This is a genomic window from Variovorax ureilyticus, from assembly GCF_037889935.1.
GTDB classification, from domain to species: Bacteria; Pseudomonadota; Gammaproteobacteria; order Burkholderiales; family Burkholderiaceae_C; genus Variovorax; species Variovorax ureilyticus.
In genome coordinates, this window is sequence record NZ_JBBKZU010000033.1 from 1 (window position 1) to 21,764 (window position 21,764).

Here is a 21,764-nt window from a genome sequence, read left to right on the forward strand (position 1 = left end):
GCTCGACGTGCCGCTGACCAACATCAACGCGAGCTATGTGCGCGGCCAGTTCGATGCATTCGAAGTGCGCGTGCCCGGGGCGCCCGCAGCGGATGAGATCGTCTTCATCCTCGCGATGAGCACCGGCTACCGCGTGCACGACCGCGTCGGCGGTCTGCGTGCCGAGGACATCAGCAAATGGGACGGCCTGCGCTGAGCGCGCCGCTTCGCATCGAGAGACACAAGGAAGAAACATGACCGCAAACATTCGCAAGCTCGTGATCCAGGTCGATGAAACCCGCAAGGAAATGGGCAAGACCATCGAGCCGCCCACGCGCCGCGCCGTCGCGATCGCGGTGATCGACAACCCCTACGCAGGCCGCTACAGCGAGTCGCTCGACGAACTCATCGACATCGGCGAAGAACTCGGCGCATTGCTCGGCCAGAAGGCCGTTGCCGCGCTCGGCATCGAGCCCGGCCAGGCCCAGAGCTACGGCAAGGCCGCGATCGTGGGCGAGGCCGGCGAGCTGGAGCATGCCGCGGCGATCCTGCATCCCAAGCTCGGCGCTCCGTTGCGCGTGGCGGTGGAGAAGGGCGCGGCGCTCGTGCCCTCTGCCAAGAAGCGCGGCACGCTCGGCACCGCGATCGACGTGCCGCTGGGCCACAAGGATGCCGCCTTCGTGCGCAGCCACTTCGATGCCGTCGAAGCGCGCGTGTCCGATGCGCCGCGCGCCAACGAGATCGTCGTCGCGGTCGCGGTGACCGACAGCGGCCGTCCGTTGCCGCGCATCGGCGGCCTGCAGGTGTCCGAGATCAAGGGCGTCGACGGTCTGCGTTGAGCCGCGTGCCACCATTCGTTTCTTTGCAATAAACCCCGAGGAGTTTCCCGATGACCCCACTGCGTTTCGCCTTCACCGCGGCCGCTGTCGCCACGCTCGTCACCGCACTCGTTCCCGCGCACGCGCAGGGCGTGATCAAGATCGGAGAGATCAACAGCTACAAGGCCCAGCCCGCCTTCCTCGAGCCCTACAAGAAAGGCATGGAACTCGCCGTCGACGAGATCAACGCGGCGGGCGGCGTCAACGGCAAGAAGATCGAGCTGATCAGCCGCGACGACAACGCCAACCCCGGCGATGCGGTGCGCGTGGCCGAAGAACTGGTGTCGCGCGAAAAGGTCGACATCCTCACGGGGACCTTCCTGTCGAACACCGGCCTGGCCGTGGCCGACTTCGCCAAGCAGAAGAAGTTCTTCTTTCTCGCCGGCGAGCCGCTCACCGACAAGCTCACCTGGCAGGGCGGCAACGCCTACACCGTGCGCCTGCGCCCCGGCACTTACATGCAGGCCGCGATGCTCGTGCCCGAGGCCGCCAAGCTCAAGAAGAAACGCTGGGCGGTGGTCTACCCCAACTACGAGTACGGCCAGTCGGCGGTCGCGGCGTTCAAGCAGTTGCTCAAGGCCGCGCAGCCCGACGTTGAATTCGTCGCGGAACAGGCCACGCCGCTCGGCAAGGTCGACGCGGGCAGCGTGGTGCAGGCGCTGGCCGATGCGAAGCCCGATGCGATCTTCAACGTGCTGTTCGGCGCCGACCTGTCGAAGTTCGTGCGCGAGGGCAACACCCGCGGGCTCTTCAAGGACCGCGAAGTGGTCAGCGTGCTGACCGGCGAGCCCGAGTACATGGATCCGCTGAAGGACGAAGCGCCCACCGGCTGGATCGTGACCGGCTACCCGTGGTACGGCATCACCACGGCCGATCACAAGAAGTTCGAACAGGCCTACCAGGCCAAGTTCAAGGACTATCCGCGCCTGGGCTCGGTGGTGGGCTACAGCATGATCAAGTCGGCCGCCGCCGGCATCGCCAAGGCCAAGAGCACCGAACCTGAAAAGCTCGTCGCGGCCTTCAAGGGCCTGCAGGTGGACACGCCCTTCGGCAAGATCACCTATCGCCCCGAGGACAACCAGTCCACCATGGGCGCGTTCGTCGGCCGCACCAAGAACGAAGGCGGCAAGGGCGTGATGGTCGACTACGTCTACCTCGACGGCGCGGACGCCAAGTACCAGCCCTCGGCCGCCGAGATCAAGAAGGGAAGGACAGACTAACCCCCAGCCTCGCCCACTTCGTGTGGCTCGGGCACCCCCTTCCAGGGGGCGATCCCGGCGGACCGGCAAAGCCGGTTCCGCGGGATCTCTGGATGGGGCTATCGAGGCGTGCGTGTCTAGGAATATGGAATGAGCTTTTCGGGATTCATTGTTCAGCTTCTCAACGGGCTGGCGAGCGCGTCGTCGCTGTTCCTCGTCGCGGCGGGGCTGTCGCTGATCTTCGGCGTCACGCGCATCGTGAACTTCGCGCATGGCTCGTTCTTCATGGTCGGCATCTACGTCGCCTACACCCTGGTCGACCGGCTGGGCGGCGGCATGGGCTTCTGGCCGGCGCTCGTGCTCGCGGCCGTGGCTGTCGGCGTGCTCGGCGCATTGATCGAGGTGGTGCTGCTGCGGCGCATCTACAAGGCGCCGGAACTCTTCCAGCTGCTGGCGACCTTCGCCCTGGTGCTCGTCATCAAGGACGCGGTGCTGTGGTTCTGGGGGCCGGACGAGCTGCTCGGCCCGCGCGCGCCGGGGCTCGCGGGATCGGTGTCGATCCTCGGGAGACAGTTTCCTTCGTATGACCTGTTCCTGATCGTGGTCGGGCCCGTGGTGCTCGGGCTCGTGTGGATGCTGCTCACGCGCACGCGCTTCGGCACGCTGGTGCGCGCCGCGACGCAGGACCGCGAGATGGTCAGCGCGCTCGGCGTCAACCAGGCGTGGCTCTTCACCGCGGTGTTCGCGCTCGGCGCGCTGCTGGCGGGCCTCGGCGGTGCGCTCCAGTTGCCGCGCGAGCCTGCGACGCTGGAGATGGACCTCAACACCATCGGCGCCGCCTTCGTGGTCGTCGTGGTCGGCGGCATGGGCTCGATCCCCGGTGCCTACGTGGCCGCGCTGCTCATCGCCGAGATCAAGGCGATCTGCATCTGGCTCGGCGTGGTCGATGTGTTCGGGCTCAGCGTGTCGTTCTCCAAGCTCACGCTGGTGGTCGACTTCCTCGTGATGGCCGTGGTCCTGGTATGGCGCCCGTGGGGCCTCATGGGGCGTCCGCAGGCGCCGAGTCGCTATGTGGGCATGCAGGAAGAGCCGCTGCGCCGTCCGAGCAGGACCTACCTGATCGCTGCCGGCGTGTTCGGACTCGTGCTGGCCGCGGCGCCGCTGGTCACTGCCGACTCGCCCTACACCACGGTGCTGATGATCGACCTGATGATCGCCGCGCTGTTCGCGACCAGCCTGCACTTCATCATGGGGCCGGCGGGCATGCATTCCTTCGGCCACGCGGCGTACTTCGGCCTGGGGGCCTACGGCGCTGCGCTCCTGGTGCGCGCGAGCGGCATGCCGATGGAACTCGCGCTCGTCGTCGCCCCGCTGGTCGCTGCGGTCGGCGCCTTCGTCTTCGGCTGGTTCGCGGTGCGGCTCTCGGGCGTGTACCTCGCGATGCTGACGCTGGCCTTCTCGCAGATCACCTGGGCCGTCACCTACCAGTGGGACAGCTTCACCGGCGGCAGCAACGGCCTCACGGGCGTGTGGCCTTCCGCATGGCTGTCGGACAAGCGCGCCTACTACTGGCTCACGCTGCTGCTGGTCGGCGCGGGCGTGCTGTGGCTGCGCCGGGTGCTGTTCTCGCCCTTCGGCTACACGCTGCGCGCGGGCCGCGATTCGGCGCTGCGCGCGGATGCGATCGGCATCGACGTCAAGCGCATGCAGTGGGCGGCCTTCGTGATCGCCGGCATCGCAGCCGGCCTTGCGGGCGCGCTCTTCGCGTTCTCCAAGGGCAGCATCTCGCCGGAATCGCTGAGCGTGGGCAAGTCGGTCGACGGTCTCGTGATGGTGCTGCTCGGCGGCATCCAGACGCTGGCCGGCCCGGTGGTCGGCGCGGTGACCTTCACCTGGCTGCACGACACCGTCGCGCGCAACACCGACTACTGGCGCGCCATGCTGGGCGGGATCATCCTGCTGCTGGTGCTGCTGTTCCCGCAGGGCATCGCCGGTTTCGCGAAGCAGCTCTTCGACCGCAAGCGCCATGCTGCGGAAGCCGCCGAACTGAAGGAAGCGAAGGCATGAGCGCCGCACGGCCGCCCGAGGGCGCTCGCACCGCAGCGCGAAGCGCGGAGGTTATTCGATGAGTCTTCTCAAAGTCACTGAACTCGGCAAGTCCTTCGGCGGCGTGAAGGCCGTCGACGGCATCAGCTTCGACCTCGCGCCCGGCGAACTGCTGGCGCTGATCGGCCCCAACGGCGCGGGCAAGTCCACCACCTTCAACATGGTCAACGGCCAGCTCAAGGCCGATCGCGGCTCGATCCTGCTGGGCGGCGAAGAACTCGTCGGCAAGAAGCCGCGCGAGATCTGGCGCCTGGGCGTGGGCCGCACCTTCCAGATCGCCGAGACCTTCGCCTCGCTCACCGTGGTCGAGAACGTGCAGATGGCGCTCCTGTCGCACGACCACAAGCTGTTCTCCACCTGGAAGCGTGCCTCGGATCACAAGCGCGACGAGGCGCTCGCGCTGCTCGATCAGGTCGGCATGAAGTCGCAGGCCGACCGCCCCTGCAGCGTGCTCGCCTACGGCGACGTGAAGCGTGTCGAACTCGCGATCGCGATGGCCAACAGTCCCAAGCTGCTGCTGATGGACGAGCCCACCGCCGGCATGGCACCCAAGGAGCGCAACTCGCTCATGGCGCTCACCAAGCAGCTCGTGATCGATCGCGGCATGGCGGTGCTCTTCACCGAGCACAGCATGGACGTGGTGTTCGCGTATGCCGACCGCATGATCGTGCTCGCGCGCGGACGCCTGATCGCGCAGGGCAAGCCGCTGGAGATCCGTGACCATCCGAAGGTGCAGGAGGTCTACTTCGGCAGCGGCAAGACCTTCGAGAAGATCGCCGAGAAAGCCGCCGCGGTGAACGCGGCCGTGGGAGAAGCAGCATGAGCGCCGCGCCGGGCCGCCCCAGGCAAGCTCGCACCGCAGTGCGAAACACGGAGGTTTTTCAATGAGCTCGCATGAAGTCCTGCTCGAAGCCAAGGCGCTGTGCGCGTGGTATGGCGCGGCGCAGATCCTCTACGACGTGGATCTCGAAGTGCGTCGCGGCGAGGTGGTCGCATTGATGGGGCGCAACGGCGCGGGCAAGTCCACCACGCTCAAGGCGCTGATCGGCATGCTGGCCAAGCGCCGCGGCGCGGTGCGCTTCCTCGGCCACGACATCTCGAAGGCGGAGCCGCATCACGCGGCGCGCCTGGGCCTCGGGTTCGTGCCGGAAGACCGTCGCGTGTTCACCGACCTCAGCGTGATGGAGAACCTCGAAGTCGGCAAGCAGGCCGCGCGCCGCTGGAGCGACGGCACGGATGCGCCGCTGTGGACGCCCGAGCGCCTGTTCAAGCTCTTCCCCAACCTCGGCGAGATGCCGAATCGCCCCGGCGGGCGCATGAGCGGCGGCGAGCAGCAGATGCTGACCGTGGCGCGCACGCTGATGGGCAACCCGTATCTCGTGCTGCTGGACGAGCCCTCCGAAGGCGTCGCGCCGGTGATCGTGGAGCAGATGGCGAACATGATCCTGGAGCTCAAGGCGCAGGGCGTGAGCATCCTGCTGTCGGAGCAGAACATGCACTTTGCCGAGCTGGTGTCGGACCGCGCGTATGTGCTGGAGAAGGGCCAGATCCGCTACCAGGCCACGATGGCCGAGCTGGCGGCGAACGACGAAGTGCGGCGTGCCTACCTGAGTGTCTGAACTCTTTCATCAACCCGAGGAGCGAAACATGCACAACACCCAACGCAGATCTCTCTTGAAATCGGCCGCAGCCCTGGGGCTGATCGGCGGTCTCGGCGCTTCGGCGCCGTTGTTCGCAGCGGCCAGGATCAAGCCCGGTGCCAACGCGGCGCTGATCGTGGTCGATGTGCAGAACTGCTTCGTCGACGGCGGCACGCTGCCGGTGAAGGGCGGCGCGGAAGTGGTGCCGCTGATCAACAAGCTCGCGGGTTCGTTCGAGAACATCGTGGTCACGCAGGACTGGCACACGCAAGGCCATGCGTCGTTCGCCAGCGCGCACGAGGGCAAGAAACCCTTCGATTCCACCAAGCTGAGCTACGGCACGCAGGTGCTGTGGCCCGACCACTGCGTGCAGGGCACCGACGACGCGGCGCTGCACAAGGACCTCAAGCTGCCCACCGCGCAGCTCATCATCCGCAAGGGCTTCCACAAGGACATGGACAGCTATTCGGCTTTCGAGGAAGCGGACCACAAGACCGCGACCGGCCTGGCCGGCTACCTCAAGGCGCGCGGCGTCAAGACCGTGTTCGTGACCGGTCTTGCCACCGACTTCTGCGTGGCCTGGACCGCGATGGATGCGCGCAAGGCGGGCTTCAACGTCTACGTGATCGAGGATGCCACCCGCGCCATCGATCTCAACGGCTCGCTTGCTGCGGCTTGGAAGCAGATGAGCGCGAAGGGCGTCAAGCGCATCCAGTCCTCCGACATCGAGACCGTGTGAATGAGCCCCCACGCTCCGTCACTTCGTGTACTCGCTGCCCCCCGAGGGGGCCGCAGGCCGCCTTGGGGCGGCCCGGCGTCGGCCTGATCCCGCCGGACCGAATGCCCGGGTTCGAACTCACGGTCAACGGGCGCAACGTCGAGCTCACCGCATCACGCGAAGCCACGCTGCTGCACGTCCTTCGCAACGACCTGGGACTGAACGGTCCCAAGTACGGCTGCGGGCTCGGGCAGTGCGGGGCCTGCACCGTATGGGTCGATGGGGTCGCCGCGCGGGCGTGCGTGATTCCCGCGCACGGCGTTGCGGGGCGCGCCATCACCACGCTCGAAGGCCTCCCGGATGTGGCCCCCGGGCTCGGCACTCTCGTGTCCCCGCCACCCGCCGAGGGGGCTGCCGCGCCTTGGAGCGGCCCGGCGGCGCGGCGCGCGCGTTGGCACCCGGTTCAGCAGGGCTTCGAAGACGCGCAGGCCGCGCAATGCGGCTACTGCCTCAACGGCATGGTGATGCAGGCGGCCGCGCTGCTCGCGCGCGAGCCGAATCCGAGCGAGGCGCGCATCCGCAGCGAACTCTCCGGCAACCTGTGCCGTTGCGGCACGCATGTGGAAATCGTGGCCGCCGTCCAGCGCGCCGCACAGTCGATGGCCGGAGGCGCCGACTCGTGACGCGGCGTGCCGACCAGCCACGCACCCGCAGCGAATTCCTGAATGCCGATGGCGTGCTCGTCGTCGTGCGCGAAACGCCGCCCGCGCCGCCGCAGGCCAAGGGGCAGCCCGCGCTGATCGCGGGCAATCCGGCCGAAGGCCCGGAAGTGCTGCTCGCCATCTGGGACGACGGCAGCATCACGGCGCTGAACGGCCACGTCGACCTCGGCACAGGCATCCGGACCGCGTTGTCGCAGATCGTGGCCGAGGAGCTCGATGCGCCGCTCGCGCAGGTGGGCATGGTGCTCGGCGACACCGCGCGTGCGCCCAATCAAGGCGCCACCATCGCGAGCGCATCGATCCAGATCCATGCCGGTCCGTTGCGCCACGCGGCAGCGCAGGCGCGTGCGTGGCTCGTCGCGCAGGCGTCGGAGCGACTTGGGGTGCAGCCTTCGCTGCTCACGGTGCGCGATGGCCGCGTGCATGCGGGAGACGATCCCACCTTCAGCCTCGGCTTCGGCGAACTGGTCGCCGGTGCGCGCACGGTGCTGGAACTCGATACCGTCTCGAAACTGAAGGACCCTGCCGACTACCGCATCGTCGGCAGCCGCATCCCGCGCGTCGACATTCCGGCCAAGCTCGCGGGCGAACTCGTCTTCGTGCACGACATGCGCGTGCCGGGCATGCTGCACGGGCGCGTGGTGCGGCCGCCGTATGCGGGCGCGGACCATGGCGAGTTCATCGGCAACACGCTGGAATCGGTCGATGAATCGTCGATCGCGCACATTCCCGGCATCCGGGCGGTGGTGGTCATCCGAGACTTCATCGGCATCGTCGCGGAGCGCGAGGAGCAGGCCGAACAGGCACTGCGAGAACTGCGCGTGACATGGAAGTCGTGGCCGGGACTTCCATCGCTGGACGATCTCGAAGGCGCGTTGCGCGCCAATCCCGCCACGCAGCGCCTGCTGGTCGACGAAGGCGACGTGGACGATGCGCTCGCCAACGCTGCGCAGCCGATGCCGCGCACCTATGTGTGGCCCTACCAGATGCACGCGTCGATCGGCCCATCCTGCGCGCTGGCGCAATGGGAGCCCGGCGGTGACGATGGTTTCAGGCTGCGCGTGTGGGCCGGTTCGCAGAACCCGCATGTGCTGCGCAACGATCTCGCGAAGCTCGTGGGCCTCGAAGACGTGCAGATCGACGTGGTTCGCATGGAAGCCGCCGGCTGTTACGGCCGCAACGGCGCCGACGATGTCGCGGCCGACGCGGCCCTGCTGTCGCGCGCGGTCGGCGCGCCGGTGCGGGTGCAACTCACGCGCGAGCAGGAGCACGCCTGGGAGCCCAAGGGCGCGGCGCAACTGATGCAGGTGCGCGGCGGCCTCGATGCGGACGGCAACGTCGCCGCCTACGACTACGAGACGTCCTACCCGTCCAACGGCGCGCCGACGCTCGCGCTGCTGCTGACGCGCACGGTCGAACCGGTCGCGCAGGCCTTCGAGATGGGCGACCGCACGGCGCGGCCGCCGTACAGCTGGCGCAACCTGCGCGTGAAGGTCAACGACATGGCGCCGATCATGCGCGCCTCGTGGCTGCGCGGCGTCTCGGCGCTGCCCAGTTCGTTCGCGCACGAGTCGTATGTCGATGAACTCGCGACCGCGGCCGGCGTCGATCCGGTCGCGTTCCGGCTGCGCCATCTGCACGATCCGCGTGCGGCGGACCTGGTGCGCGAGACCGCGCAGAAGGCCGGCTGGCGCATGCGCACCGGCCCGCAGGAGGATGCCGACGGCGATCATCCTTCAAGGCGCGCTGACGCTCGCGTGGGCCCCGGCGGCGACATCCTCTTCGGCCAGGGCTTCGCCTATGCGCGCTACGTGCACAGCAAGTGGCCCGGATTCGGCGCGGCGTGGTCCGCCTGGGTCGCCGACGTGGAAGTCAACCGCAAGACCGGCGAGGTGCATGTGCGCCGCGTCGTGGTCGGGCACGACGCGGGATTGATGGTCAACCCGGCCGGCGTCGAGCACCAGATCCACGGCAACGTCATCCAGACCACCAGCCGCGCATTGAAGGAGCGCGTGCGCTTCGCCGGGCGGCAAGAGCCGGGCACGCCGCTGCAGGCCGGCGTCTCTCCCTCGGGCGTGGTCGCGAGCCGCGAGTGGGGCAACTACCCGATCATCAATTTCCGCGAAGTGCCGGTCATCGAGGTCGTGCACATGCAGCGGCCCGGCGAGCCGCCGCTGGGCGCGGGCGAATCGTCGTCGGTGCCCGGCACGGCGGCCATCGCGAACGCGATCTTCGACGCGACGGGCGTGCGCTTTCGCGCGCCGCCGTTCACGCCGGAAGTGGTGCGGGCGGCACTCAATCCGCTGCCGCCGCCGGACGAGGCCCGGCGAACGACCCCGCCGCGCGCCGAGCCGCCTGCCGATGCGCCATGGCCTCGCCGCCGCGGGCTGTGGGCCGGCGCGGGCGCGCTGCTCGTGGGCGCAGTCGGGGTCGTTGCCGGCCTGCTCGGATGGCGCCCGGCGATCGCGCCGGTGGCCTTCAGCGCGCCGGCCTACAGCGAGGCGACGATCGAACGCGGCCGCATGCTCGCGGCGCTGGGCGACTGCGCGGTCTGCCACACCGCGCCGGGTGGTTCGCCCAACGCGGGCGGCCGCGCGATGGAAACACCCTTCGGCACGATCTACACCACCAATCTCACGCCGGATGCGGAGACGGGCCTCGGCCGCTGGTCGTTCAGCGCCTTCCAGCGAGCGATGCGCGAGGGCATCTCGCGCGACGGCCGCCACCTGTATCCGGCCTTTCCGTACACCGCCTTCGCGAAGACCAGCGACGACGATCTGCAGGCGCTTTATGCGTACTTCATGTCGCTGCCGGCGGTGCGCGCGCCAACGCCGGAGTCCGAGCTGAAGTTTCCGTTCGGCGTGCGACCCTTGATGGCCGGCTGGAACGCGCTCTTCCACGATCCGTCGCCGATGCGGCCGGTCGCCACGAAGAGCGCCGAGTGGAATCGCGGCGCCTACCTCGTCAACGGCCTCGGCCATTGCGGCGCCTGCCACACGCCGCGCAATGCGCTCGGCGCGGAGCAGGGCGGGGCGGCCTTCCTGTCCGGCGCGATGGTCGAAGGCTGGGAGGCGCCGGCGCTGACGTCGCTGGCGAGATCCGCCGTGCCATGGACCGCCGACGCGCTCTACGGCTACCTGCGCAACGGCCACGCGCGCGACCATGGCATCGCGGGCGGCCCGATGGGCGAGGTGGTGCGCGAACTCGCGGCGGTGCTCGATTCGGACATTCGTGCGATGGCGACTTATCTGGCGTCGTTCAACCCCAGGCTGTCGGATGAAGCCGCCACCGCGCAGGCGCAACACGCCGTCGCACGCGCAGCTGCCGGGCAGGGGCAGCTGCTCGGCACCGGCCAGCGCATGTTCGAAGGCGCCTGCGCCGCCTGCCATCACGATGGCGACGGCCCCACGCTGCTGGGCGTCAACACACCGCTCGCACTCAACAGCAACCTCACGAGCGCGCGGCCGGACAACCTGCTGCGCACCATCCTGGGCGGTGTGCGCGAGCCGGCTTCGCGCGACATCGGCTTCATGCCGGCCTTCCGCGAAGTGCTCGACGACGCGCAGATCGCCGAGCTTGCGGGCTACATGCGTGCGCGCTTCGCGCCGCAGGAGCCGGCGTGGCAGGATCTGCGCGGCAGTGTCGCTCGGGTGCGTGCGGCGAGCGGTGGTCACGCCTCGCCCTGAGTCACGACGAAATCCGCGCCGTCCCGTACGATCCGAGAGACGCAAGAGGCCGATGACCGGCCCGCCACCCCTGGAGACGCCCCGCATGACTTCGACGCTTTCGCCTGCCCAGTCCCTGCCTCGCGATGCCGAGCGCGCCACGCTCGTCGGCCGGATCTGGCTGCCGGATATCGGACCGGTGCTGGTGGCGGTGCATGAAGGCGGCCTGCACGATCTGTCGCGCGCCGCGCCGACGATGAGCCAGTTGCTGGAGCAGGACGATCCGGTCGGTGCGGTGCGGCAGGCGCTGCGCGACGAGATGACGCCGCGCGTGGCCTCGCTCGAGGCGACGCTCGCGAACAGCGACGAGTCCAGGCGCGACACCCAGCATCCGTGGCTGCTCGCGCCGTGCGACCTGCAGGCGGTGAAGGCCAGCGGCGTCACCTTCATCGCGAGCCTGCTGGAACGCGTGATCGAGGAGCAGGCGCGCGGCGATGCCTCCAGGGCGGAGTCGATCCGCGCGGCGCTCGGCGGCGTGCTCGGCGACAACCTGGCGGGCATCGTGCCGGGGTCGCCGCAGGCCGCGAAGGTCAAGGACGTGCTGATCGCGCAGGGCGCCTGGTCGCAGTACCTCGAAGTCGGCATCGGGCCCGACGCGGAAATCTTCACCAAGGCGCCGGTGCTGTCGGCGGTGGGCACCGGCTCGGACGTCGGCATTCACTCGGGCTCCGCTTGGAACAACCCCGAGCCCGAGGTGGTGCTCGCCGTCAACAGCCGCGGCCAGACGCTCGGCGCGGCGCTGGGCAACGATGTGAACCTGCGCGACTTCGAAGGCCGCAGCGCGCTGCTGCTCGGCAAGGCCAAGGACAACAACGCGTCGTGCGCGATCGGCCCCTTCATCCGGCTGTTCGACGAGCACTTCGGCATCGACGACGTGCGGCGCATCACGGTCGGCCTGCGCGTGACCGGGCCGGAGGGCTTCACGCTCGACGGGTCGAGCTCTCTCGCGAAGATCAGCCGCGACCCGCTGGACCTCGTGTCGCAGGCGATCGGCCCGCACCACGCCTATCCCGACGGACTGATGCTGTTCCTCGGAACGATGTTTGCGCCCACTCAGGACCGGCATGGCCCCGGACAGGGCTTCACCCATGTGGTCGGCGATCGGGTAACCATCTCGGCGCCTGAACTCGGGGCGCTGAAGAACCGCGTGGTGCACGCCGAGGACGCCGCGCGGTGGACCTTCGGCATCGGTGCATTGATGCGGAATCTGGCAGGGCGCGGGCTGATTTGACCCACCCCCAGGCTCGCGCACTTCGTGTCGCTCTCCACCCCTTCGAGGGGGCGAACCCGGTGGACCGGCGGAGCCGGTTCCACGGGTTCCCTGGCATGGGGCGGGGCGACTACGTCCGGCCGAGCCGCCAGCGCTGCGCCCCGAGCAGCGCGAACACACCGACCACGCTCGCTGCGAACAGCACCCAGAGGCCGGCGGTGTAGCCGCCCGCAGGCGTCCATAGCAGCCCGAGCAGCAGCGGCGCGAGCGCGCGGGCGATCGCGCTCGGCAGCCCGAGCGCCCCGTTGAGCGTGGCCACGTGCTCGCGATCGACGTATTGCGCGATCGCCGTGCCCTTGACGATGGTGAGCATCCCGTTGCCCATCCCGTAGAACAGCACGAACCACAGCGCCGCCGCCGGATGCCCCGCACCCGCGATCAGCGTGACGAGCCCGATCGGAATCAGGCAGGGAATCAGCCGGTTCGCGAGATGGAGGTCGAAGTGATGCTCGAAGAAGAAGAGCAGCACGCGCCCCAGCACCTGCATGAGCCCGATGCTCGCCGGCACCGCGATCGCCCAGGCTTCCGGCAGGCCGGCGCCGCGCAGCAGGCTCACCATGTGCGGAGGCAGCGCGGCGGTGACCGCCATGAGCAGCACGGTGAAGATGCCCACCATCAGGAAAGGAACACTGCGCAGGTAGTGCGCGGCCGGCCGGGTCGCGGGGGCGGCATGGGCGGCCGACCGTGGCGCTGCCCTGGGCGCATGGCGCAGCAGATGCGCGTGCAGCGGCACGCAGACGAAGAGATGGATCGCCGCCAGCACCCACAGCGCGTGCCGCCACCCGAGCTGCGTGATCAGCCACGCGCCGAGAGGGATGAAGACCGTGCTCGCCAGCCCGCCAAGAAAGGTCAGCGTGATGATGGCGCGCCGGAAGTCGTTCGGAAAACGCCGCGTGACGATCGCGAACACCGGGTTGTAGAGCGTCGCCGCCAACGCGCCGCCGAGCAGCAGCCACACCGCGTAGAACGCGGCGGCGCTGCCGATGAAGCTGTGAAGAAGCAGCCCCGCCGCGATCAGCAGCGAGCCGCCGGTCATCACCGCGCGTTCATGGCCGCGATCGATCCACCGGCCCACCGGCCATGCCATCACGCCTTCGGCCAGGAGCGCAAGGCTGAAGGCCAGCGATGACTGGGCGCGGCTGAGGCCGAGTTCGCGCTCCACCGGTTCCATCAGAAGCGCGAAGACGTAGAAGACGCTGCCCCAGGTGATGAGCTGTCCCACCGAGAGCAGGGCGACGAGGCGGCGGTCGTATGCGGGAGTTCCGAAGGTTGTCGTTGCGGGCGCGCCCATGCCGCCGACTTTAGCGGGCCCGTCTGTTCAACCCGCCGCCCTCAGCGCACGCCGGTATTGCACCGCTTCGGCGACGTGGGCGACGCAGATGGGCTCCGAGCCGGCCAGATCCGCGATCGTGCGCGCCACCTTCAGCGCGCGGTGCGTGCTGCGCGCCGACCAGCCCAGCTTCGCCGCCGCGGAGTGCATGAACTTCAGCGCATCGGGCGCGAGCGACGCATGGCGGTCGATCTCGGCGCCCTGCAGCGCGTGGTTGGTCTTGCCTTGCCGCGCCAGCGCCCGTTCGCGCGCACGGACCGCACGCTCGCGGATCGCCCCGGTCGACTCGCCGGCAGGGGTGTCGAGCAGTTGCTCGGCCGACACCGCGGGTACCTCGATGTGAATGTCGATGCGATCGAGCAGCGGCCCGCTGAGCTTGCCCTGATAGCGCGTGACCTGGTCGGGCGTGCATCGGCAGGTCTTCAGCGTCGATCCCAGATAGCCGCAAGGGCAGGGGTTCATCGCGGCGATCAACTGGAAACGCGCCGGGAATTCCGAACGCCGCGCGGCGCGGACGATCGTGATGGTGCCGGTCTCGAGCGGCTCGCGAAGGGCCTCGAGCGCCATGCGCGTGAACTCCGGAAATTCGTCGAGGAACAGCACACCGTGGTGCGCGAGCGAGATTTCGCCGGGCCTCGGAGGCGATCCGCCGCCCACCAGCGCCACCGCACTGGCGGTGTGATGCGGACTCGACGTCGGCCGTCGCATCCAGCGTCCGGTATCGAATCGGCCGCTCAGGCTGGCGACGGCAGCGGTTTCGAGCGCCTCCTCGACGCTCATCGCCGGCAGCAGCCCGGCGAAGCGCTGGGCCAGCATCGATTTGCCCGAGCCCGGTGGGCCAACCATCAGCAGGCTGTGATTGCCCGCGGCCGCGATCTCCAGGGCCCGCTTGGCACCCGCATGGCCCTTCACATCCGCAAGATCAGGATGCATGCCGGACATCGCCGGGGCTGAGGGCGCCACCCGCGACCATCCTTGCGCGCCGGACGGCTGTTCGCTGCCTTCCGGCAGGAACTGCTGCACCACGTCGAGCAGATGCTGCGCCCCATAGACCTCCGCGCCCGGAACGAGCGAAGCCTCCTGCGCGCTGGACGCCGGCAGCACCAGCCGCGTCGCGACGCCGCCCGTGTGCAGCGCCAGCGCCATCGCCAGCGCGCCGCGCACCGGCCGGAGCTTCCCGGACAGCGACAGCTCGCCGGCGAACTCATGGCCGGCGAGCCGGGCGGCATCGACCTGCCCGCTCGCCGCCAGGATGCCCAGCGCGATCGGCAGGTCGAACCGCCCCGAATCCTTTCTTTATCCCTATTTCTATACATATAAGTAGCCTCCTGCGTAGAGATTGCCTAGGGAACGTTCATGGAAACCCCTCTTGTCCCTCGCGTGGACCGTCTAATATCTTTTCCTCATACATACATGAGACGTACTGAGCATGGGGCCGATCAGCATCGTCAGTGCGAACATCCGCCACCAGTACGGGCAGCCGCCGATCGCTATGCCCGTGCTTTGGACGGAGAACGGCCCTCTCCGCGCCCCAATCGAGTACTTCATCGCATTCGAGAAGAAGAGCCTTGCCTGGAAGCGCAAGGTGCTTCGATCACTGGTTCTCCTTCTTGAATACGCCGAAGCCAATCCAGGGGAAGCGGATGGCGTCCGGCTATTTCGAGGCTTCGCAAGCACCGCACTTCGTGGAACTTTTGAACCTCAGAACGGCATAGACACCTCGGGTCTTTGCTGGCTTCCAAATCCGTCATTTGGCGACGATGTTTCGCGCCTCACTGGCTTCTTTAATTGGGCGGTGGACAATAGTTACGTTGCGAAAAATATCAATCCATTGGTTGGCGAGCCGTTGCGTCGAGATCAAAAACTCATTAAAGCGGCCTACGACCATAGGAGGGAAAAGGCGTTCTTAGGCCACAACTGGATTGAAAACCCGGCCCCTGAAGATTCGCTAATTCGTGGGCGCGAAGTCTATCTCGGGGAATCGCGGCAGACAAGGTCGCCTTTGTTTCCAAGGTTCCCAGACCACCGATTTGATGAGTTAATTTGCTCTGGATTCTTCGCAAATGGAAAATTCGACCTTCGGGATATTCTTATAACGCTTCTGCTGCATTGCGGCGGCTTAAGAGTTAGCGAGCCATTTCATCTGTATTGGACCGATGTAGTTCCGGATCCTTTAAATCCAAAGTCGGCTTTGGTGCTAATCCACCACCCGGAAGATGGCGACGCACCAAAAGATTCATCTGGGATTACGTACAAAAACCGCAGAGACTATCTGGCGAAGAAATGGGGCCTCCTGCCTCGAAACATTGACCAGGGTTATAGGCATGCGGGCTGGAAGGGCGGTCGGCACGAAAGCGAAGTTGCTAAGAAGTACTATCAAGTCTATTGGGCGGCGCCGCAGTACGGTGAACTGTTCTTGCTGATCTGGAACCGTTATGTGGAAGAATCCGTAGGGCTGATTCGGAAGCATCCTTTTGCGTTTGTAAACGATGACCGCGAACCTCTCGGGGAGATGTACGCAATCAGTCAATATATCAAGCGCCATAAGGCAGCGGTCCGACGAATCGGTTTGGTGGTCAAAAAGGAGTTGGGGACCACTAGCCATGGCCATCGTCATGCGTACAGCAATCGATTGAAAGAGGCAGGTATCGACCGGTTGGTCAGAATGGTCTGCTTGCACCATATGAACCAAAGCAGCCAAGACGCATACTTGCGAAAGACGTCGTCTGAAACCGTCAAGATTCTCACGGAGGCATTCACAAGACTACTCGCGAAGTCTGGGAAAGCCTCATCCGTGGACTCTCGCCTGTTTGAATTACTTTCGTAATTTGGTAAAGGCGAAACCATGAATGGAAAAGCCAAGGACGCTCAAACCAGCCAAGACTCAAAACCAGTCTCAAGGCCAATCCGCAGTTACTCCGAAGCAGAGAAAATCGCTGCCCTGACGTTGGCTAATGCCGAAGGTGTTGCTGCTGCTTCGAAGAAGCTCAACGTACCCCCGAAAACGATACAGTGGTGGCGGCGTAAGTGTGATTTTCCTGTCGTCAACAGGAAGACACTACATGCTCCAGAGTTGCGCGATCGAGGTGTAAATCTTGCTAATCAAATCGGAGTCAAGGCTTCTGCGCTCCAATTGGGAGTGAGCGCGGCTACCGTTAAGTACTGGCTTAAGCATCCAGTTTCCGATAAGAGCACCAAGGTATATGCGGCCGATGAGAAAAAGCGCGCAATCGAGTTGGCTGCACGAATTGGCGTTCCTGCCGCGGCGAAGGATCTCGGAATTCCCGAAGCCACCTTATACCACTGGCACATCGCAGAAAATAAGGTAGAGGTTAAATCCACGCCTCACTATTCAAGCGAAATAAAGCAGCGTGCCATAGAGCGTGCGGCGCAAGTGGGCCCTCTGGCCACCGCTCGCGAACTTGGCCTGAATGAGGGCACTGTTGGCCATTGGGTCCACAGAAACAGAAAATCGCTTGGAATCACGCAAAAGGCAAAACGATACGATGCGCCGCTCAAGGCTTCAGTCGTGGCCGCCGCCCAAGAGCTCGATGTCAAATCCGTAGCAAAAAGATTTGGAATTGCGGAACGGTCTGTTCGAACTTTTTTGGTCCAAGCTGGGGTGGCAACTAGGGAGGCTCGCCCTCTTGCGATGGGTGACGACAAGGAATTTTCGTGGGTCAAGCGGCGATACCCTGCCTACATGCACTGGGGCCAACTAGCAGCACGGTGGTTAAGAGGTGAGAAAAGAGGAATTGCAACGAAACTAGCTGCCCTCAGAAAATTCATTGTGGAGCACCTTGTCAGGTTGGGAATTCCGGCTGAACCTGCTGCGTTCTTGAGCAATTCAAGCAATTACGCCTCCTTTTACGCAGAAGCCTGTCCTGACAGTTCATACGGGCGCACCCTTAATAACTATGTGCGAAAATTTCTCGATTGGGTTCTCTTGCAAGAATTCAGCTTGACTGATGACGCAGGACGGCAAGTAGTCAGTCCGCTCTTTCGTAACCCTATTGCCTGGAAAGAGTACGACGGTCTCGACAGGCACGACGAGAGCGTTCACTCGCCCCTCCCATATCCTTACATTGAAGAGATCCGCGCGATGCTGGCGGAGGGGCCGAACTTCCGCGACTGGACCTGGGCGCAGCAATCGATGGGGGTCGCCCCCGATGGTATCGGCCAAGCCGCCCCGGACTGGTACACCGTGACCGAGGATCAGATTGACAAGGACGATCCCGACTGTGTCTGGCGTCGGCGGGCAAGGGCCGAGAGCATGGGCGGGGATGTTCTGGAAATGTGGTCGCCGGTGAGGTGGGTGGCCCTCCTCCTGAAGACGATCATTCCCCCGCGAACCTTTCAGATTCGCGCGCTCGACTCCGGGGAGGCAGATGAGTTCTTCTTCAACAGCAAGCCCGAAGACGGCATGCCAAAGTGGCGGCGCAACGACCATCCCCTTAGTCAGCGAGGCCGCACGCAGGGGGCCTTGCGGCGGCCGAAAACTCAGCTAAGCGCAACCGAGGATGCTGAATTCCCGGCGGACGTCATTTTCTACTGCAACACGAACAAGACCGCTGACTCGAGTAAGAACCCAGCGGAAAGAGGGCTCGCGTTTGAGTGGCTCGACACCTTGGATTGGCGGGCGAACCCGTACTACTGGGTCGAGAAGCTTCGCAACTGGCAGATGAAGTACAACCCGATCAAGCGCATGACGTCTTGGCGCGAGCTAAAGGCCAGGCACTACACGGTCAAGGGTGACATCGAACTGATGAAATCGTTGGACACTTGCTTCTTGTTCCGAGTAGCGGAAGCGAAGAATCCCGCGCACAGACACCTTCCATGTACCGACGAGGCCGTGTCGCTCGCATGGCGACACCTCCTCCTCGCGTTTGAGCGAAGACTCGCTCAAAGGGGAGACCGGCACAGGGACGATACGCCAATCGAACTTGTCGACCATTCGAGTCGCGCCATACTCTTCCCGCTGCACAGCCTGCGCGTCTCACTTATCTCCGCGCTAGCCATTGACGGCAAGGTGCCGATTGAAATTCTCCAGAAGATCGTTGGGCATGCGCGTTTCCTGATGACCATCTACTATACGAAGGCGTCATCGTTGCACAGGCTGCGTGAACTGGAGAGAGGCTTCGAACGGATCAAATCGAATGCCGCGAACTCCATCATTTCCTTCCTCCGTAAGACTGAGTACAAGGACCTGATAAAGAGCGCGGTGGCGGTCAATGAGCAGGCGTTCGCGTCTCTCATGGCTGTAGCCCCGGCCGCCAGGAATCCTGCGGGATGGATGGAGATGTTCCTCGGTCTCTGCCTTGTGGGCGGGAACACGAGTCCGATGGAAGACCAGAAGGTTGGCGGGTGCTACAACGGTGGTCCGAACATGGGCACGAGAACGAAGCCTCGGCATGGCGCAGTTCCTGGCGGCGCTCGCAACTGCATTCGTTGCCGGTGGTTTGTGACCCACGCGGCATACCTGCACGCGCTTGCGTCCCAATTCAACGTGTGTTCGTATCACTCAAGTGTGGTCGAGGCTGAATATGCACGCACCTCCCGAGAACTGGATTCATTGAAGCTAGCGCGGCGTCAAGCCGAAGAGCAAGGCGTCGCATTTGCACAGATGGACCAACTGAAGGAGGTAGAACGCCATTGTGAATCTGCTGCTGGCAAGCTGGTGGAGGCTTTCAACAACGTTGTGGCCTGCTTACGGCTGATTGAGCGGTGCCAGAAGAAGCTCGGCCTTACGCCGGAGGACGAACCGTCTCGCGAACTTGTCGCAGTAGGTGGTGAAGACGACGTGCGCACCGCGATGACGGAGATTGACTCTGAACTTCTTCAGCTCGCCACCGTTTGCGATGCGGTGGAGGTCTATCCCGAGCTCAACCCGGGGAAGGCAGTCTTGCGCATTGGCCAGATACTTGACGGTGCGTTGCATCGCGAAGGCAAGGCCCCGTACTTCCTCCTGCTTGATGAGTCCGAGCAACTGCGCTGCGTGAACCTATTCCTGAGAAAGCTTGGCCAGGCGAACGACCCAAAGAATGCTGTGCTAGGAGTGAAGAACGTCATCCATCTGATTGACGCCCGCGAGTCCTTAAGCAAGCAACTCGGTGTGGATATCGGTTCTTTGCTGCCCAACGAAGCGGACCTGACCACACGAAAGTACATTCCTCTGATTGAGGAGGCCGCAGTATGACTGCTATCCATCCGGATGCTCTGTATGAGGAGCTACTGAAGAACGTGAGACACCAAAGCAAGCGGAAGGGGCTGGAAGGGCTGCACAAGATTTGCAAGGTTCAGGCTGAGGGCAGCCGGGACTTCTCTCGGTCCACACTTGGAAAGCTGTGCGAGGTGGCTGGCCTGTTTCACCATCGCATGCTCTACAACCAGACCGCCGCTGATTACTGCGCATTGATTGCCGCTTGGGAGAAGTTCAGTGGCGGCTCCGCGGAGAAGAAAAGCAGGCCTCTTGATGACCCGAGTCAGTTGGCAGGACTCTTGCACCACATTGACGACTTGGCAGTGCGTGCCATCTTCCAGCGATGCGTAGTCGAGCGAGGCAAACTGCGCCACGAGTTGAACATGGTCAAGGCAATCAAGACAGTGGAAGTGGATATCCGTCCGCCGCAGCCTGTTCAGCACCCCTTTGCTTTGCCGAAAGGCATGCTGGGCGGCTCCGCGGTGCAGCTCACCGCCACCGAGAAAGAAGCGCTGGAACACGCTGTCTCCAGCGCACTCTTCGAAACGGAAGGCTGGAAAGAGGGGTCGCACGGTGAAGTAGTAAACCACGCCGGACGAACGCTCTTCGAGGTTGGGTACACGCGAGCGATACGGAAAATCCTTGCGTCCGCCTAAGGTCTGTGGGCGCTTTCGAGGCCGGCCATAGCCGCAGGAAGAAGCTCAGCGGGGACGCTTTTTCAGGGTTAGGAGTCACTGGTAAACCTGCCTGCTAGAGCTCCTGGGTGGGCGGCCTTCGCGGCGTCCGGCCTTTGACAGCTTCCTGCTCCAACCTGCGAACGGCTTAGCGCAATAGCCCTCTCTTGGGCGCGCGCCAACACCTCAGTTCGTCGAACGGCCCCGGCCACAGGACGCCACCGCTGGGAACGCCGAACTTGCGGCCTGCGCAAACGACACCACTAGCTTCGCCGGCTTCAAGAAGGTGGAGAAGCGCTGGTGCTACCAGGTCTTGTACTGCCAGACACGGTCGTCCGCCGAGGCATAGGGCATCATTCCGCCTATGTGCTCCAACTACGAAGCCGTCTCTCGTGCTGATCGACTGTTGAGCTTTTTCGGCGTGGTCCGAGATCGTGATGAACCGACCGCCACCGTCTTCCCAACCGGTCTGGCACCTTTCATTCGGCTCGCCGAGGACGGATCCGGCAACCGTAGAGTCCACGATGGCGCCTTCGGACTCCTTCCGTACTTCGCTAAGGAGCTTGCCTATGGTCGGCGCACCTACAACGCGAGGACCGAGACCGTAGCCACGCTTCCGAGCTTCAAGGACGCTTGGCGCCGCAGCCAGCGCTGCATCATCCCGGCCGAGAGCATCTTCGAGCCCAGCTACGAAACGGGCAAGGCCGTGCGCTGGAGAATCTATCAACCAGGCGACGTGCCAATGGGCATAGCGGGGATCTATACGAAGTGGCGGGAGCCGGGGACCGGGCACGAGCTCTACAGCTTCGCGATGTTGACGGTCAACGCGGCCGGCCACCCGGTCATGCAGCGCTTCCACAAGGCCGAGGACGAGAAGAGGATGGTGGTGATTCTCGACCCGGCCGACTACGACGCTTGGCTAATTTGCCCCCTCGCCCTAGCACCGAAATTCTTCAGCCGGTGGATGGGACCGCTCGAGTCCTATGAGGCTCCGCTTCCGCCCCGCGCTCCACGCACGTACAGCGGGAAGGTGATACAGCCACCGTCCGAGCCAGGACTGTTCTAGAGACGGTTGGCGGCGGTTTGCTCGTCGTTCTTGCTGGCGGGAATCGCTGGGAAGTACTTCCTGCCGATCCACCGATCCACCGTTCAAGACTGGTTGCGGTCCTTCGATCTGCCCAAGATCTGGGACTGCTGCACTGCAAGTTGCAGAGTAAGCGGCTAGCCATCCCGTCTTGATTTCGTCGTATGCGCAAGGATCCACTACTCCACTTAACTTCTTGGTGGAGAAATGGACACTACAGTTGCTCTTAGCGCAGGTCGT

The 21,764-nt window shown here is 65.0% G+C and carries 15 protein-coding genes and 1 pseudogene; 14 read left to right on the forward strand and 2 right to left on the reverse strand.

Annotated elements, in window-relative coordinates:
• From WKW77_RS34265 to WKW77_RS34310, 10 genes are all read left to right on the forward strand, one after another.
• The coding region (locus WKW77_RS34265; protein ID WP_340361351.1) for an amino acid synthesis family protein at positions 1 to 196 on the forward strand (196 nt) is incomplete at its 5' end.
• A gap of 37 nt (positions 197 to 233) precedes the next feature.
• On the forward strand, positions 234 to 818 hold the full coding sequence (locus WKW77_RS34270; protein ID WP_340361352.1) for an amino acid synthesis family protein: 585 nt from the start codon (positions 234 to 236) through the stop codon (positions 816 to 818).
• A gap of 50 nt (positions 819 to 868) precedes the next feature.
• On the forward strand, positions 869 to 2,077 hold the full coding sequence (locus tag WKW77_RS34275; protein ID WP_340361353.1) for an ABC transporter substrate-binding protein: 1,209 nt from the start codon (positions 869 to 871) through the stop codon (positions 2,075 to 2,077).
• A 129-nt stretch (positions 2,078 to 2,206) separates the two neighbouring features.
• A complete protein-coding gene (locus tag WKW77_RS34280; RefSeq protein ID WP_340361354.1) occupies positions 2,207 to 4,123 on the forward strand; it encodes an ABC transporter permease in 1,917 nt (638 codons plus the stop codon).
• Between the two features lie 58 nt (positions 4,124 to 4,181).
• A complete protein-coding gene (locus WKW77_RS34285; protein WP_340361355.1) occupies positions 4,182 to 4,985 on the forward strand; it encodes an ABC transporter ATP-binding protein in 804 nt (267 codons plus the stop codon).
• Positions 4,986 to 5,046: 61 nt separating this feature from the next.
• The gene (locus WKW77_RS34290) at positions 5,047 to 5,781 is read left to right on the forward strand and encodes an ABC transporter ATP-binding protein (RefSeq protein ID WP_184530545.1); all 735 of its coding nucleotides are present in this window, start codon (positions 5,047 to 5,049) and stop codon (positions 5,779 to 5,781) included.
• A 28-nt stretch (positions 5,782 to 5,809) separates the two neighbouring features.
• The gene (gene pncA, locus WKW77_RS34295) at positions 5,810 to 6,541 is read left to right on the forward strand and encodes a bifunctional nicotinamidase/pyrazinamidase (RefSeq protein ID WP_340361356.1); all 732 of its coding nucleotides are present in this window, start codon (positions 5,810 to 5,812) and stop codon (positions 6,539 to 6,541) included.
• Positions 6,542 to 6,642: 101 nt separating this feature from the next.
• Positions 6,643 to 7,203: a (2Fe-2S)-binding protein gene (locus tag WKW77_RS34300; protein WP_340361357.1), complete on the forward strand. Its 561-nt coding sequence runs from the start codon at positions 6,643 to 6,645 to the stop codon at positions 7,201 to 7,203.
• Positions 7,200 to 10,928 (forward strand): molybdopterin cofactor-binding domain-containing protein, encoded by a 3,729-nt coding sequence (locus tag WKW77_RS34305; protein ID WP_340361358.1) that lies wholly within the window; start codon positions 7,200 to 7,202, stop codon positions 10,926 to 10,928. The genes WKW77_RS34300 and WKW77_RS34305 overlap by 4 nt, the downstream gene beginning before the upstream one ends.
• A gap of 85 nt (positions 10,929 to 11,013) precedes the next feature.
• The gene (locus tag WKW77_RS34310) at positions 11,014 to 12,198 is read left to right on the forward strand and encodes a fumarylacetoacetate hydrolase family protein (RefSeq protein ID WP_340361359.1); all 1,185 of its coding nucleotides are present in this window, start codon (positions 11,014 to 11,016) and stop codon (positions 12,196 to 12,198) included.
• Positions 12,199 to 12,307: 109 nt separating this feature from the next.
• Here the strand turns inward: WKW77_RS34310 and WKW77_RS34315 are convergent, their stop codons facing one another.
• Both WKW77_RS34315 and WKW77_RS34320 read right to left on the reverse strand, forming a co-directional pair.
• A complete protein-coding gene (locus WKW77_RS34315; protein WP_340361360.1) occupies positions 12,308 to 13,528 on the reverse strand; it encodes an MFS transporter in 1,221 nt (406 codons plus the stop codon).
• A gap of 27 nt (positions 13,529 to 13,555) precedes the next feature.
• Positions 13,556 to 14,860: pseudogene (locus WKW77_RS34320) on the reverse strand (YifB family Mg chelatase-like AAA ATPase); the annotation flags it as partial.
• 136 nt (positions 14,861 to 14,996) lie between these two features.
• Between WKW77_RS34320 and gmtY the strand changes: the two are divergent.
• The 4 genes from gmtY to WKW77_RS34340 all read left to right on the forward strand — a co-directional run bounded on the left by gmtY (position 14,997) and on the right by WKW77_RS34340 (position 21,506).
• Positions 14,997 to 16,394 (forward strand): gamma-mobile-trio recombinase GmtY, encoded by a 1,398-nt coding sequence (gene gmtY, locus WKW77_RS34325; protein ID WP_340361361.1) that lies wholly within the window; start codon positions 14,997 to 14,999, stop codon positions 16,392 to 16,394.
• 18 nt (positions 16,395 to 16,412) lie between these two features.
• Positions 16,413 to 19,763, forward strand: a complete 3,351-nt coding sequence (gmtZ, locus tag WKW77_RS34330) for a gamma-mobile-trio integrase GmtZ (RefSeq protein ID WP_340361362.1) — start codon at positions 16,413 to 16,415, stop codon at positions 19,761 to 19,763.
• Positions 19,760 to 20,422: a gamma-mobile-trio protein GmtX gene (gmtX, locus tag WKW77_RS34335; protein ID WP_340361363.1), complete on the forward strand. Its 663-nt coding sequence runs from the start codon at positions 19,760 to 19,762 to the stop codon at positions 20,420 to 20,422. Before gmtZ ends, gmtX begins: the two co-directional genes overlap by 4 nt.
• 382 nt (positions 20,423 to 20,804) lie before the next feature.
• Positions 20,805 to 21,506: an SOS response-associated peptidase gene (locus tag WKW77_RS34340; protein ID WP_340361364.1), complete on the forward strand. Its 702-nt coding sequence runs from the start codon at positions 20,805 to 20,807 to the stop codon at positions 21,504 to 21,506.
• The last annotated feature ends 258 nt before the right edge of the window (positions 21,507 to 21,764 follow it).

What these genes read in the sequence shown, in the direction of transcription:
- WKW77_RS34315 (WP_340361360.1), bottom strand. Translation starts at nt 13,528, where the DNA reads ATGGGCGCGCCCGCAACGACAACCTTCGGAACTCCCGCATACGACCGC.
- WKW77_RS34340 (WP_340361364.1), top strand. Translation starts at nt 20,805, where the DNA reads ATGTGCTCCAACTACGAAGCCGTCTCTCGTGCTGATCGACTGTTGAGC.
- gmtY (WP_340361361.1), top strand. Translation starts at nt 14,997, where the DNA reads ATGGGGCCGATCAGCATCGTCAGTGCGAACATCCGCCACCAGTACGGG.
- WKW77_RS34275 (WP_340361353.1), top strand. Translation starts at nt 869, where the DNA reads ATGACCCCACTGCGTTTCGCCTTCACCGCGGCCGCTGTCGCCACGCTC.
- gmtX (WP_340361363.1), top strand. Translation starts at nt 19,760, where the DNA reads ATGACTGCTATCCATCCGGATGCTCTGTATGAGGAGCTACTGAAGAAC.
- WKW77_RS34270 (WP_340361352.1), top strand. Translation starts at nt 234, where the DNA reads ATGACCGCAAACATTCGCAAGCTCGTGATCCAGGTCGATGAAACCCGC.
- WKW77_RS34300 (WP_340361357.1), top strand. Translation starts at nt 6,643, where the DNA reads ATGCCCGGGTTCGAACTCACGGTCAACGGGCGCAACGTCGAGCTCACC.
- WKW77_RS34285 (WP_340361355.1), top strand. Translation starts at nt 4,182, where the DNA reads ATGAGTCTTCTCAAAGTCACTGAACTCGGCAAGTCCTTCGGCGGCGTG.
- WKW77_RS34310 (WP_340361359.1), top strand. Translation starts at nt 11,014, where the DNA reads ATGACTTCGACGCTTTCGCCTGCCCAGTCCCTGCCTCGCGATGCCGAG.
- gmtZ (WP_340361362.1), top strand. Translation starts at nt 16,413, where the DNA reads ATGAATGGAAAAGCCAAGGACGCTCAAACCAGCCAAGACTCAAAACCA.
- WKW77_RS34290 (WP_184530545.1), top strand. Translation starts at nt 5,047, where the DNA reads ATGAGCTCGCATGAAGTCCTGCTCGAAGCCAAGGCGCTGTGCGCGTGG.
- WKW77_RS34280 (WP_340361354.1), top strand. Translation starts at nt 2,207, where the DNA reads ATGAGCTTTTCGGGATTCATTGTTCAGCTTCTCAACGGGCTGGCGAGC.
- pncA (WP_340361356.1), top strand. Translation starts at nt 5,810, where the DNA reads ATGCACAACACCCAACGCAGATCTCTCTTGAAATCGGCCGCAGCCCTG.